Raw genomic sequence first — 12100 nt, 5'->3', positions numbered from 1 at the left:
GAACGCCGCGGGTGTCAGGGACCCAGCGTTATCGTTGGAGACCATCGCGAGCAAGCTCGCCCTGCAGTTCAACACCCATCAGACATTTTCAGTGGACACAATGGAAGACACCGACCTGCAAGCGCTGATGGCCAGACTCGAACTGCTTATTAATCGGGTCGAGCAACTTAAGAGTCAAAACGGACTCCTATTAGCTCAGGAAAAGACCTGGCGCGAGGAACGCGCGCACCTCATTGAAAAAAACGAAATCGCGCGGCGTAAGGTCGAATCGATGATTTCGCGCCTCAAGGCCCTGGAGCAAGACTCATGAGTTCAAGCAATAGCGTTACCGTGCAGATCCTCGACAAAGAATATTCGATCATCTGCCCCCAGGAAGAACGCAGCAATCTGGTGAGTGCTGCCCGCTACCTGGACGGCAAGATGCGCGAAATCCGCAGCAGCGGCAAAGTCATTGGCGCCGATCGCATCGCCGTGATGGCCGCGCTGAACATCACGCACGACCTTCTGCACAAGCAAGAAAGTCCGGATGTGCAGGTCAGCGGCTCGACCCGTGAGCAGGTGCGCGACCTGCTGGATCGCGTCGATCTGGTGCTCGCCACCGATCCGGACGTCACCAAGGGCTGATTCGTCGAACCGCTTGGGTTATACTCGCAGCACTCCCTGGGGTGCTTGCCAGTTGACCACGTCCCTGAGCCGATTCGCACTACCCTGGAAGTTGCACGTTGGGCTGGTGTGCATGTCCGCTAGACGGAAAGCCTTAAAGCCTACTGCATCTTCCACCTTGAACTTTCGGGTTCAAGGGCTAAGTCAGCAGCGGTTCATCCGGGGAGCCTGATTCCAGTCCGATGCCGGTTTAAATACCGGCATCGGCTTTTTTACGGGTACGCTTTGTGTACCCGCACTGCCGAAGCCCGAACCCATGACCGAACCTGCGCTGCTGCCCCGCCCGCAACTTCGACGCATGCTGCGCAAGGCCCGCCGCGCACTGACCGCCAGTCAGCAGCGCCAGGCCGCTCGCGGGCTGTACAAGCAATTGGCCCAGCAGCCATTGTTCCGCCGCGCAAAACATATCTCCCTGTACCTGCCCACCGACGGTGAAATCGACCCGCGCCTGTTGCTGCGCGCCGCTCAACGGCGAGGCAAGGCGACTTACCTTCCAGTGCTCAGCGCCTGGCCACGCACCAAAATGGTGTTCCAACGGATTCGTCCAGGCGAAAAACTCAGACCCAACCGTTTTCGCATTCTCGAGCCCAGGCATAACCTCGCCAGGCAACGCAAAGTCTGGGCGCTCGACCTGGTACTGTTGCCCTTGGTGGGATTCGATGATGTTGGCGGCCGACTTGGCATGGGCGGCGGCTTCTACGATCGAAGCCTGGCGTACCTGGCGCGACGCAAAAACTGGCGCAAACCGACGCTGTTGGGGCTGGCCCATGAATGTCAGAAGGTCGAACGCTTGGCTCAAGCGAGCTGGGATGTGCCGTTGCAAGGAACGGTGACGGACAAGGCCTGGTATTACGCAGGCTAGACGCCACTGGAGTCAGCGGCGTCGAAAAGCAGGCTCAGCGTTTGAAGGCTGACGGCTGTTGTTGCTGCGCGATTTCAACCGGCGCATCGGTCTTGTTGCTCCACAGGCTTTGGGCATAGCCAGTGGTCACGACGCCAAGGCCGAACAAAATAACCAATATCCATAGTAAATCCGGTTTGCGTTTCATCGATTGCCCCCCAAAGGCACATCAACACGATGACAGCAGCGGTTTCCGTTGTAGGTGTAGGCCGTGCAGCAGCGTCAAGCTTAGAAGGCCGGCATTTTGCGACAACGTGAACCGACACGCAAACGCTGGCGTCAACCGACTGTCGGTTTGTCATAAAATTGCCTGACAACATGTCCACCTGACTCGCAAGGAGCAAAAACCATGGCCTATTGGCTGATGAAATCCGAGCCCGACGAGCTCTCGATCAAAGGTCTGGAGCAGCTTGGCACCGCTCGCTGGGACGGGGTTCGCAACTATCAGGCGCGGAATTTTCTGAGGGCCATGGCGGTCGGCGACGAGTTCTTCTTTTATCATTCCAGCTGCCCCGAGCCCGGAATTGCCGGCATCGGGAAAATAGTCAAAGCCGCGTACCCCGACCCGACAGCGCTGGAGCCGGAGAGTCATTACTACGACCCGAAGGCCACCGTCGAGAAAAACGCCTGGAGCGCGATTGATGTGGCCCACGTCGAAACGTTCGCGAACGTCCTGAAACTCGACTACCTGAAACAACAAACAGCGCTGGCCGAGATGCCCTTGGTGCAGAAAGGTTCGCGGCTGTCAGTGATGCCGGTAACCGCCGGGCAATGGGCGGCGGTCCTCGATTTACGTTAAATACAGCAGAACTACCGGTCATTCTCTTTCCCCCTCAATAGGGTTAGGTTTGACCCTCAGTTGACTGGCATCAAATCGCCTTGGCGTTTGATCAGTCAGACTAGTACGTAACATACGCAGGATGCTCGCATGTCTACGCACAGCCGCTCTTCGATTTTTTTCGCCAGCTCTTTAATGGTTCTGCTGCTGGCCGCCGGCGGTTTTGGCTACTGGAAATCGATGCATGACCGTCTGCCCGAAGGGTTGTATGTCGGCAACGGCCGCCTCGAAGCCACCGAAGTGCAGATCGCCAGCAAAACACCAGGGCGACTGGCCGAGGTGCTGGTCGATGAAGGCGACAAAGTCACCAAGGGCCAACTGCTGGCCCGGATGGACACTCGCACCCTAGAAGCCCAACGCAGCCAGGCGGAAGCAGAAGTATTACGCGCCCGGGAAAACCTCGCCGCCGCACAAGCCAACGTGCAATTGCGCCTGAGCGAGCAACTGCTCGCTCAACAGGAACTCAATCGCTCCCAGGCGCTGTTCAAGCATGGTTTCGTCAGCGGTCAGATCATCGATCAACAGCAGGCGCGTATCGGCACGGGCAATGCCGCCGTCACTGCCGCTCGCGCGCAAGTGTCCGCGGTGGGTGCGGCGATTGGCGCCGCTCAGGCACAAGTCGCACAGTTGACCAGCGAAATCGATGACAGCAGTTTGCGAGCCCCTATCGACGGGGTGATCCAGCTGCGCATGGCCGAGCCCGGCGAAGTGTTGGGTGCCGGCGGGCGCGTATTGCTGCTGATCGACCCGAACGATCAATACATGAACCTCTACCTCCCGGCCTCCGTAACCGGACGCTTGGCAGTGGGCGACGAAGCGCGGGTTATGCTCGATGCCCTGCCTGATCACCCATTGCCGGCAAAAATCAGCTTTGTGGCAGCCAAGTCGCAATTCACCCCTAAAGAAGTCGAGACTCGCGACGAGCGGCAAAAACTGGTATTCCGCGTCAAGTTACGCCTGACGGATCCCAGTGCCGTGCCCCAGGCCAAACCCGGCATGCCCGGCGCCGGCTATGTGCGCACCGCCCCTGTTGGCTGGCCGGCCAATCTGCAATGACTGGCCTGGCGGTTCAAGCGACCGGGATCAATCACCGCTACGGCAAACAACAGGCGCTGAGTGACATCGCGTTCAGCCTGCCCGCCGGGACCCGTTGCGGCTTGATCGGCCCCGATGGCGCCGGCAAATCGAGCCTGCTGGGGCTGATCGCCGGGGTGAAAACGCTGCAGCAAGGACAACTAGGGGTGCTCGGCGGCTCGATCCAGGATCGCCGCCATCGCAACACCCTCTATGCGCGCATCGCCTTCATGCCCCAAGGTTTGGGCGGCAACCTTTATCCCGAGTTGTCGATCAGCGAGAACATCCACTTTTTCGCCACCCTGTTTGGCCTGTCAAAAGCCGAATGCAATCAGCGCATGCGCAATTTGTTACTGGCCACCGACCTTCTGCGTTTTGCCGATCGCCCCGCGGGCAAACTGTCCGGCGGCATGAAACAGAAGCTGGGCCTGTGTTGTGCGTTGATCCATGAGCCGGACCTGCTGATCCTCGACGAACCGACCACCGGCGTCGACCCCTTGTCCCGCCGGCATTTCTGGGAGTTGATAGACGATGTGCGGCGTCAGCGGCCGCAACTGACACTGCTGGTCGCCACCGCGTACATGGAAGAGGCCGAGCAGTTCGAACATTGCCTGATGCTCGATGGCGGCAAGCTGATTGCCACGGGCTTGAGCAAGGAATTGGCGGCAGTCACCTCGAGCGGCAAACTCGATGAAGCCTTCACCCACTATCAGGGCGACAGCAGCCACGACAATCAGCCCCTGGTGATCCCTCCTCGCACCGGCACCACCTCCGACATTGCCATCGAAGCCCACGATCTGACCCTGCGTTTCGGCGACTTCACAGCGGTAGACAACGTCAGCTTTGCCATCGGTCGCGGCGAAATTTTCGGCTTCCTCGGCTCCAATGGCTGCGGCAAGACCACCACCATGAAAGTCCTCACCGGGCTGATGCCCGCCAGTGCAGGCAGTGCCACGTTGCTGGGCAACCCGGTGAATGCCAAGGACCTGGCCACCCGTAAACGGGTCGGGTTCATGTCCCAGAGTTTCTCGCTGTATGGCGAACTCAGCGTGCGGCAAAACCTGGATTTGCACGCACGGCTGTTCGATTTGCCAAAAACCGACAGCGCACAACGCATTGACGAGCTGATCCAGCGCTTCAATCTGGGCAGCGTTTGCGATCAGCCGTCCGGGGCGCTGCCTCTGGGCTTGCGCCAACGGCTGTCACTGGCGGTGGCGGTGCTGCATCGCCCGGAAGTGTTGATCCTCGACGAACCGACCTCCGGCGTCGATCCGGCGGCACGGGACGATTTTTGGCGACTGCTGATCGAGCTGTCGCGTGAGCAAGGCGTGACGATTTTCCTCTCCACCCATTTCATGAACGAAGCCCAGCGTTGCGATCGCATCTCGCTGATGCACGCGGGCAAAGTGCTTGCCTGCGATACGCCTACAGCGCTTCAACAGCAGTACAAGGGCGAGACGCTGGAAGCTGCATTCGTCACGTGCCTGGAACAGGCCCAGGAACCCCCCGAACCCTCAAAACCGTCAAAACCGTCAGAGCCTGCGAATACGCCCGCCATGCCGGTGGTGCCAACCAAGGAACGCGGCTTCAGCCCAGGACGCCTATTGGCGGTGGCGAGTCGTGAAGGCAAGGAACTCCTGCGCGATAAAGTGCGGATGGCCTTCGCCTTGCTTGGGGCCATTTTCATGATGGTGATCTTCGGCTACGGCATTTCTCTGGACGTAGAGAAACTCGCCTTCGCCGTCTATGACCAGGATCAGACGCCACAGAGCCGCGCCTATCTGGAAGCCTTTCGCGGCTCTCGGTACTTCGACGAACAGCCCCCCATCGGCGATGCCAAAGAGCTGCATCGCCGCCTTCAGCGCTCGGAAATCAAACTGGCGCTAGAGATACCGCCCGGTTTTGGCCGGGATCTGTACGCCGGGCGCCAACCGGCCGTGGCGGCCTGGCTCGATGGCGGCATGCCGTTTCGCGCCGAGACCAGCCGTAACTACGTCGAAGCCGTGCACCAGGCCAATATCGAACAATTGGCCGAACAGAGCAGCCCCGCGCTGAACCGGCCAGCTGCCGCCCGACTGGAAACCCGCTTCCGCTACAACCAGGACGTGGTCAGCGTCAACGCCATCGGCCCCGGGGTCATGGCGCTGATCCTGGCGTTCATCCCGGCCATGCTGACGGCGCTGGGCATCGTGCGCGAGAAGGAATTGGGGTCAATCACCAACTTCTATGCCACGCCGCTGACCCGGCTCGAGTTTCTGCTGGGCAAACAGGCACCGTATCTGGCTGTCAGCCTGATCAACCTCGCGGTACTGGTCGCGATGAACCGATGGCTGTTCGGGGTGCCGTTCAAGGGCAGCATCCTGACGCTGGCTTTCGGCGGGCTCCTGTATGTGCTGGCGACAACCAGCATGGGCCTGTTGATCTCGGCATTCACCCGAACCCAGATCGCCGCCATTCTCGGCACCATGATCATCACCAGCCTGCCGACCATCCAGTTTTCCGGACTGATCGTGCCACGTTCATCCCTCGAAGGTGCGGCGGCAGTGATGGGGATGCTGTTTCCAGCAGGTTACTTCCTCGACATCGCCGTCGGCACGTTTACCAAAGCGCTGGACCTGCGACAGTTATGGCTGCAATGCCTCGCATTGTTCGGGTTCTTTCTCGCATTCACCGGGCTCAGCCTGGTCATGCTGAAAAAGCAGGAGGCCTGATGTATAAGCTCGCGCACATCCTGCGCCTGGGCCTCAAGGAACTCACCAGCCTGCGGCATGACAGCGTGCTGCTACTGTTCCTCTTTTACGCCTTTACGGTAGCGATCTACATGCCGGCGGCGGGCTCGGTGATCGGCGTGCATAACGCCAGTGTGGCCATCGTCGACGAAGATCACAGCCTGCTGTCGCGACAACTGGCGCAGGCGCTGCAACCTCCGGAATTCCAACGCCCGGTCCCGCTGCCCTATGGGCAACTGGACCAGGTCATGGACAACGGCAAGTACACCTTTGTCATCAATGTACCGGCGAGTTTTCAGACGGATCTGCTGGCCGGTCGTCAGCCCGCCGTGCAAGTCAACGTCGACGCCACCGCCATGAGTCAGGCGTTCATGGGAGCAGGCTACATAGGACGAATTTTCCAGCGCGAACTGTTGAATTACAGCGGCCAGGGCGATATGGCGAGTAAAACACCGGCGCTGCTGACCACTCGCGCACTGTTTAACACCAATCTGGAAGGCGGCTGGTTTCTGGCGGTGATCCAGATCGTCAACAACATCACCATTCTCGCCATCATCCTGACCGGCACCGCACTGCTGCGAGAGCGCGAACACGGCACCCTCGACCATTTACTGGTGCTGCCGCTGACGGCACTTGAAATCATGCTGGCGAAAATCTGGAGCAACATGCTGGTGGTGGTGCTGTGCACCTGGCTGTCGCTGGAGGTCATTGTCAAAGGCGCGCTAGGCGTGCCGCTGGCCGGCTCCCTGAGCCTGTTTTTAATGGTGACCGCGGTTTATCTGTTCGCCAGCACGGCGCTGGGGATTTTTCTCGCGACCCTGGCTCGCTCGACGCCCCAATTCGGTCTGCTGGCGATTCCAGTGATCATTCCGATGTTGCTGCTGTCCGGTGGCAGCACGCCGCTGGACAGCATGCCGCAATGGCTGCAGTGGGTGATGCAGGGCTCGCCGTCGACGCATTTTGTCAGTCTTAGCGCTGCGATATTGTTTCGCGACGCCGGCATCACCGTCGTCTGGCCCGATTTGCTGGCGCTCACGGCCATCGGCCTGCTGTTTTTCGCGATTGCGCTGATGCGATTTCGCAAGAGCCTGGCGTCCTGAAAGACCGTGTCGCCCCTATGGCGAGATGGCTCGCGAAGGGGCCCACCCGGACAGCAAAGGCCTTACTGAATGATGAGGTTGTTGAACAACAAGTCCTCGACCACCGGCTTGCCGGTTTCATCGCTCATGATCTGCTGGGTCTGCTTCAAGGCTTCCTGACGCAGCTTTTCCTTGGCTTCGACGTTGTTCATCGCCTCGGTCGTCTGCTGCGCAAACAACGCCACCAACTGGTTGCGGATCAACGGCTCGTTGGCTTTCACCAGCTGCGTCGCTTCATCGCCAGTCACCCGCAGTGCCACATCAGCCTTATAGACCTTGAGCTTCTGCGAACCGTCCAGCCCGTAGTTACCCACAAACGGCGGGCTCAGGGTGATGTAGTTAACCTTCGGGGCAGCACCTTCTTTGGTTTCTTCAGCCACGGCTGCCACAGGCAGAGACAGGGCCAGCAACAACATGATCCACGCTTTCACAATTCACTCCTTATCCGGTTTGCGGCCTAGCATAACGACCCGCCGCGCAAGCACAAGCTTATGGCTGACTATCAGGGCGGGGCATGCTCGTTGACCCGTCGACTCACACACCTACACTTATCGGCCATCACTCCCAAAGGAATAGCCCTGATGAAAGCCGTGCTGTGCAAAGCCTTCGGCCCTGCCGAATCGCTGGTGCTGGAAGAGGTCGCCAGCCCTGTCGCGAAGAAGAATGAAATCCTGCTGGACGTGCACGCCGCCGGGGTGAATTTCCCGGACACGCTGATCATCGAGGGCAAATACCAGTTCAAGCCGCCCTTCCCGTTTTCCCCGGGCGGCGAAGCGGCCGGCGTCGTCAGCGCGGTTGGCGAGAAGGTCAGCCACCTGAAAGTCGGTGACCGGGTCATGGCCCTGACCGGCTGGGGGAGTTTCGCCGAGCAGGTCGCGGTCCCGGGCTACAACGTGCTGCCGATCCCGCCCTCCATGGACTTCAACACCGCTGCTGCTTTCAGCATGACGTACGGCACGTCGATGCACGCGCTCAAGCAACGGGGCAACCTGCAACCGGGTGAAACCCTGCTGGTGCTGGGTGCGTCTGGCGGTGTCGGCCTGGCCGCCGTGGAAATCGGCAAAGCCATGGGCGCCCGGGTGATCGCCGCCGCCAGCAGCGCCGAAAAACTGGCCGTGGCCAAGGCGGCCGGCGCCGACGAACTGATCAACTACACCGAAACCAGCCTCAAGGACGAAATCAAACGCCTGACCGATGGCCAGGGCGCGGACGTGATCTACGACCCGGTCGGCGGCGACCTGTTCGACCAGGCCATCCGCGCCATCGCCTGGAATGGCCGGTTGCTGGTGGTCGGCTTCGCCAGCGGACGCATTCCGGAGTTTCCTGTGAACCTCGCACTGCTCAAGGGCGCAGCGGTGGTTGGCGTGTTCTGGGGATCGTTTGCCCAGCGTCAACCTCAAGACAATGCGGCGAATTTCCAGCAGCTGTTTGGCTGGTTCGCCGAGGGCAAATTGAAGCCGCTGGTGTCGCAGGTGTATCCGCTGAGCAATGCGGCGCAGGCGATCAACGATCTTGGCCAGCGCAAGGCGGTCGGGAAAGTGGTGGTGCAGGTTCGCTGAGCCGTCGCTGGCACAAAAAAGGCCAGAACAACTGATGAGGTTGTTCTGGCCTTTTTGATACGCCACTGGAAAACACTCAGCGCTCCATGTTTGCAGTTAAAGCAACTCTCGAATTTCCTCTGGAAGAAAATGCACATAGCGCGACGCCGGATGCGAATTACAACGGCGAATAATTGAAGGGACACTTTTGTTGAGTTTTGCGATGAGAGCCAGTCGCTCCGCCTTCGGCAATTGCTCAGATGCAATCGAGTGGGTCAGATAACTGCGGGTGTACCTGAATACCACCATATCCAGCCAGAAATTATCTGCGAAGTGCCGTGCTTCCCTGCTGACGTCTCCACAAGTCAGTTGCTTCAGCTCTTCGTTAGCATCGATCGGCAAATTGCTGTCCAGCCTGAAGGACATTGGCAGAACAACCTCGATCTCTGCCGGTCTGTCGCCATTGACGTCCCATGGCTTGAATCGCCATCGGTTGACCGCCGTCAGAGAGGCTTCCACAAGCTCGGCGTGAGCATCTCCTGGGAAAGCCCTCACCTTGCTGACTGATCCATCGGCGCTGACGGTCAGGCCGACCCGAACGTCACCCGTGATACCTGTCAGGTAAAGCGCTCTGGGATACTTCGGCTTGGGATTATCCGCCGGAATGAGGATTACCGGGCCAGCGCTGACGCCGCTGGAAATCACACATAAAACCGCCAACACAAACCACCGCATAAACCCCACTCCCATCACCACTGAAAAGCCAGACCTGGCATCAGCACAAAGGTTAAGGCTCGATGGCTTTTTACATAACGCCGCGACTTCCCATTCAAACGAAGGACATTTCCCAAAGCCCTGCCTTACTCTGGACAGAACCGCGTCATCAAGGATCGCCAGGTAACAATTCCCACAGCGCCCTTCATTTATACCTGAGCGACATGTTCGTAAAAGAACATGCGATCTCCAAAATTTCCGCTGTTTTGTCGATGCGAACCGATGCTATTTTCGGTAATGAAACTGTAACATTCGCATCCGCAGTCAAAACAAGAAATCTGGAGCTCTTGAATGTTTGCTTTCTTTCGTCCTGCCGCACATCAGGCTCCATTGCCTGAAGAAAAAATAGACAGCGCTTACCGACGCCATCGCTGGCAGATCTTCGCCGGCATATTCATCGGGTACGCGGGTTATTACCTGCTGCGCAAAAACTTCTCGCTGGCCATGCCCTATCTGATCGAAGAGGGTTATACCCGCGGTGAGCTGGGTCTGGCGTTGTCGGCCATTGCTATCGCCTACGGCTTGTCCAAGTTCCTGATGGGCATTGTTTCCGATCGTTCCAACCCGCGCTTCTTCCTGCCATTCGGTTTGCTGGTTTCGGCCGGCGTCATGTTCATTTTCGGTTTCGCGCCCTGGGCCACGTCCAGCGTGACCATCATGTTCATCCTGCTGTTTATCAATGGCTGGGCGCAGGGCATGGGTTGGCCGCCGAGTGGGCGGACCATGGTGCATTGGTGGTCGCAGAAGGAACGCGGTGGCGTGGTGTCGTTGTGGAACGTGGCGCATAACGTGGGCGGTGGCCTGATCGGTCCGCTGTTCCTGCTGGGTATGGGCCTGTTCAATGACTGGCACGCAGCGTTCTATGTGCCGGCTGCTGTGGCCATGGCCGTCGCGGTGTTCGCTTTCGCCACCATGCGTGACACGCCACAATCGGTTGGCCTGCCGCCGATCGAGAAGTACAAGAACGATTACCCGGAAGGCTACGACGCCAGTCACGAAGAAGAATTCAGCGCCAAGGAAATCTTCGTCAAATACGTGCTGCGCAACAAAATGCTCTGGTACATCGCCATGGCTAACGTCTTTGTCTACCTGCTGCGTTACGGCGTGCTGGACTGGGCACCGACCTACCTCAAGGAAGCCAAGGGCTTCAGCGTGGATAAAACCTCGTGGGCGTATTTCCTCTACGAGTGGGCAGGTATTCCCGGAACACTGTTGTGCGGCTGGATGTCGGACAAGATCTTCCGTGGCAACCGTGGCCTGACCGGCATGGTGTTCATGGCGTTGGTGACTGTGGCGACGCTGGTCTATTGGCTCAACCCGGCCGGCAACCCGACGGTCGACATGATCGCGCTGATATCGATTGGTTTCCTGATCTACGGCCCGGTGATGCTGATCGGCTTGCAAGCGCTGGAACTGGCGCCGAAGAAAGCCGCCGGTACGGCAGCGGGTTTCACCGGTCTGTTCGGTTACCTGGGCGGTTCAGTCGCGGCCAGTGCAGCGATGGGCTACACCGTGGACCATTTCGGCTGGGACGGCGGTTTCGTCTTGCTGATCGGCGCATGCCTGCTGGCGATGGCGTTCCTTGCGCCAACCTTGTGGCACAAGCAAGTCGCCAGTCAGACCCGCGAAGCCATCGCCTGATCGGCTTTTGATTTGCAACGCTTGAGCCGCGCCTCCAGATTCCGGTCTGGCATGGCGTGGCTACGCAGGGCGTTGGCGGTCTGCTCGACATAATCGCGAGTGGTGCCGTAACGCCCGCAAGCGTTTTCGAACACATGGCTCAGCACGTGATCCGGCAAGTTGCCGGCATAGCTGGGCAGGTGTCGCTCCAACACGAATCCCAATGCCTGAACCTGGCTTCCGTCTTCGAGTCGGCAGTTGAGCCAGTGTGGGCGATAAGACGGAAATGGCATTTCGCGTTGCCACAGTGCGTAGAGGGACGCTTCGAGTTGTTCTTCGGGCAAACGATAGGCGAAGCCGCTGCAAGAGCCGCCGCGATCCAGACCAAACACCAGCCCCGGCACTTCCGGTGTACCGCGATGTTCGTGGGACCACAGATACAAACCGCGATGATAACCATGCACCCGGCCGCGAACGCGTTCGACTGCGGGGCATTCAGGGCGCCAGATCAGCGAACCATAAGCGAACAGCCAGACCGGCCCACCCTTGTGGCGCGCCATGGTCGACTGCATCGAGCTGAGCAATTGTTCGTGCGTAAGCTGCGGCCCCAGATCGAGCCGCGGAGGGTAAGCCAGATTCATAAAAGCAGATTCAATGGCGCTCATGGCGAATAGCGTTCAGCTCCCCGCGGGTAATGAATTACTTAATAGAACGCACCGCTGTAACAATAAGGCACATATGTTTTAAGGCAATTTAAGTGCCATGGCACAGTTTTAGATAATTGCCTGAATTAGATATAACTTACCGGTATTTATAGAAATGTA

The 12100-nt window shown here is 59.0% G+C and carries 13 protein-coding genes and 1 other RNA gene; 10 read left to right on the top strand and 4 right to left on the bottom strand.

From position 1 onward, the window contains the following. Positions 1–100 precede the first annotated feature (100 nt). The 4 genes from PMI01S_RS12470 to PMI01S_RS12455 all read left to right on the top strand — a co-directional run bounded on the left by PMI01S_RS12470 (position 101) and on the right by PMI01S_RS12455 (position 1525). Complete coding sequence (locus PMI01S_RS12470; RefSeq protein ID WP_003213954.1) at positions 101–310, top strand: TIGR02449 family protein; 210 nt, start codon at positions 101–103, stop codon at positions 308–310. Continuing rightward, positions 307–624: a cell division protein ZapA gene (locus PMI01S_RS12465; protein ID WP_017341388.1), complete on the top strand. Its 318-nt coding sequence runs from the start codon at positions 307–309 to the stop codon at positions 622–624. Before PMI01S_RS12470 ends, PMI01S_RS12465 begins: the two co-directional genes overlap by 4 nt. A 30-nt stretch (positions 625–654) precedes the next feature. Next, positions 655–833, top strand: a non-coding RNA gene (gene ssrS / locus PMI01S_RS12460) — 6S RNA. A gap of 86 nt (positions 834–919) precedes the next feature. After that, positions 920–1525 carry a 5-formyltetrahydrofolate cyclo-ligase gene (locus PMI01S_RS12455; RefSeq protein WP_084320311.1) on the top strand — a complete coding sequence of 202 codons (606 nt, stop codon included), beginning with the start codon at positions 920–922 and terminating at the stop codon, positions 1523–1525. 34 nt (positions 1526–1559) lie between these two features. Here PMI01S_RS12455 and PMI01S_RS31060 read toward each other — a convergent pair whose 3' ends face one another. Further along, complete coding sequence (locus PMI01S_RS31060) at positions 1560–1712, bottom strand: hypothetical protein (RefSeq protein WP_090473954.1); 153 nt, start codon at positions 1710–1712, stop codon at positions 1560–1562. A 201-nt stretch (positions 1713–1913) separates the two neighbouring features. Here PMI01S_RS31060 and PMI01S_RS12450 point away from each other — a divergent pair, with 201 nt between their 5' ends. From PMI01S_RS12450 to PMI01S_RS12435, 4 genes are all read left to right on the top strand, one after another. After that, complete coding sequence (locus PMI01S_RS12450) at positions 1914–2363, top strand: EVE domain-containing protein (RefSeq protein ID WP_084320309.1); 450 nt, start codon at positions 1914–1916, stop codon at positions 2361–2363. A 129-nt stretch (positions 2364–2492) separates the two neighbouring features. Continuing rightward, the gene (locus PMI01S_RS12445; RefSeq protein WP_084320307.1) at positions 2493–3458 is read left to right on the top strand and encodes an HlyD family secretion protein; all 966 of its coding nucleotides are present in this window, start codon (positions 2493–2495) and stop codon (positions 3456–3458) included. Beyond that, positions 3455–6187 carry a ribosome-associated ATPase/putative transporter RbbA gene (gene rbbA, locus PMI01S_RS12440; protein WP_084320305.1) on the top strand — a complete coding sequence of 911 codons (2733 nt, stop codon included), beginning with the start codon at positions 3455–3457 and terminating at the stop codon, positions 6185–6187. The genes PMI01S_RS12445 and rbbA overlap by 4 nt, the downstream gene beginning before the upstream one ends. Then, positions 6187–7305 (top strand): ABC transporter permease, encoded by a 1119-nt coding sequence (locus PMI01S_RS12435; protein ID WP_084320304.1) that lies wholly within the window; start codon positions 6187–6189, stop codon positions 7303–7305. Before rbbA ends, PMI01S_RS12435 begins: the two co-directional genes overlap by 1 nt. Positions 7306–7367: 62 nt before the next feature. Here PMI01S_RS12435 and PMI01S_RS12430 read toward each other — a convergent pair whose 3' ends face one another. Further along, positions 7368–7775 (bottom strand): flagellar basal body-associated protein FliL, encoded by a 408-nt coding sequence (locus PMI01S_RS12430; protein WP_084320302.1) that lies wholly within the window; start codon positions 7773–7775, stop codon positions 7368–7370. 150 nt (positions 7776–7925) lie between these two features. Here PMI01S_RS12430 and PMI01S_RS12425 point away from each other — a divergent pair, with 150 nt between their 5' ends. Then, on the top strand, positions 7926–8903 hold the full coding sequence (locus PMI01S_RS12425) for an NADPH:quinone oxidoreductase family protein (protein ID WP_084320300.1): 978 nt from the start codon (positions 7926–7928) through the stop codon (positions 8901–8903). Positions 8904–8999: 96 nt separating this feature from the next. On the opposite strand, the gene PMI01S_RS12420 is transcribed toward PMI01S_RS12425, so the two are convergent. Continuing rightward, positions 9000–9617, bottom strand: a complete 618-nt coding sequence (locus tag PMI01S_RS12420) for an energy transducer TonB (RefSeq protein ID WP_084320298.1) — start codon at positions 9615–9617, stop codon at positions 9000–9002. A gap of 330 nt (positions 9618–9947) precedes the next feature. On the opposite strand from PMI01S_RS12420, the gene glpT reads away from it, so the two are divergent. After that, positions 9948–11297: a glycerol-3-phosphate transporter gene (glpT, locus tag PMI01S_RS12415; RefSeq protein WP_008024279.1), complete on the top strand. Its 1350-nt coding sequence runs from the start codon at positions 9948–9950 to the stop codon at positions 11295–11297. Here the strand turns inward: glpT and PMI01S_RS12410 are convergent. Next, positions 11273–11941 (bottom strand): gamma-glutamylcyclotransferase, encoded by a 669-nt coding sequence (locus PMI01S_RS12410; RefSeq protein ID WP_084320296.1) that lies wholly within the window; start codon positions 11939–11941, stop codon positions 11273–11275. The genes glpT and PMI01S_RS12410 overlap by 25 nt on opposite strands. Positions 11942–12100 lie beyond the last annotated feature (159 nt).

Source organism: Pseudomonas migulae NBRC 103157 (assembly GCF_002091715.1).
Taxonomy (GTDB): Bacteria; Pseudomonadota; Gammaproteobacteria; order Pseudomonadales; family Pseudomonadaceae; genus Aquipseudomonas; species Aquipseudomonas migulae_A.
Note: the sequence above shows the minus strand (reverse complement) of the source record. Positions and strands in the feature narration are given on the sequence as shown.

Excerpts from the sequence above, each read along its gene's own strand:
- PMI01S_RS12465 (WP_017341388.1), top strand. The coding sequence starts at position 307 with ATGAGTTCAAGCAATAGCGTTACCGTGCAGATCCTCGACAAAGAATAT.
- PMI01S_RS12425 (WP_084320300.1), top strand. The coding sequence starts at position 7,926 with ATGAAAGCCGTGCTGTGCAAAGCCTTCGGCCCTGCCGAATCGCTGGTG.
- PMI01S_RS12435 (WP_084320304.1), top strand. The coding sequence starts at position 6,187 with ATGTATAAGCTCGCGCACATCCTGCGCCTGGGCCTCAAGGAACTCACC.
- PMI01S_RS12420 (WP_084320298.1), bottom strand. The coding sequence starts at position 9,617 with ATGCGGTGGTTTGTGTTGGCGGTTTTATGTGTGATTTCCAGCGGCGTC.
- PMI01S_RS12450 (WP_084320309.1), top strand. The coding sequence starts at position 1,914 with ATGGCCTATTGGCTGATGAAATCCGAGCCCGACGAGCTCTCGATCAAA.
- PMI01S_RS12445 (WP_084320307.1), top strand. The coding sequence starts at position 2,493 with ATGTCTACGCACAGCCGCTCTTCGATTTTTTTCGCCAGCTCTTTAATG.
- glpT (WP_008024279.1), top strand. The coding sequence starts at position 9,948 with ATGTTTGCTTTCTTTCGTCCTGCCGCACATCAGGCTCCATTGCCTGAA.
- PMI01S_RS12470 (WP_003213954.1), top strand. The coding sequence starts at position 101 with ATGGAAGACACCGACCTGCAAGCGCTGATGGCCAGACTCGAACTGCTT.
- PMI01S_RS12455 (WP_084320311.1), top strand. The coding sequence starts at position 920 with ATGACCGAACCTGCGCTGCTGCCCCGCCCGCAACTTCGACGCATGCTG.
- PMI01S_RS31060 (WP_090473954.1), bottom strand. The coding sequence starts at position 1,712 with ATGAAACGCAAACCGGATTTACTATGGATATTGGTTATTTTGTTCGGC.
- rbbA (WP_084320305.1), top strand. The coding sequence starts at position 3,455 with ATGACTGGCCTGGCGGTTCAAGCGACCGGGATCAATCACCGCTACGGC.
- PMI01S_RS12410 (WP_084320296.1), bottom strand. The coding sequence starts at position 11,941 with ATGAGCGCCATTGAATCTGCTTTTATGAATCTGGCTTACCCTCCGCGG.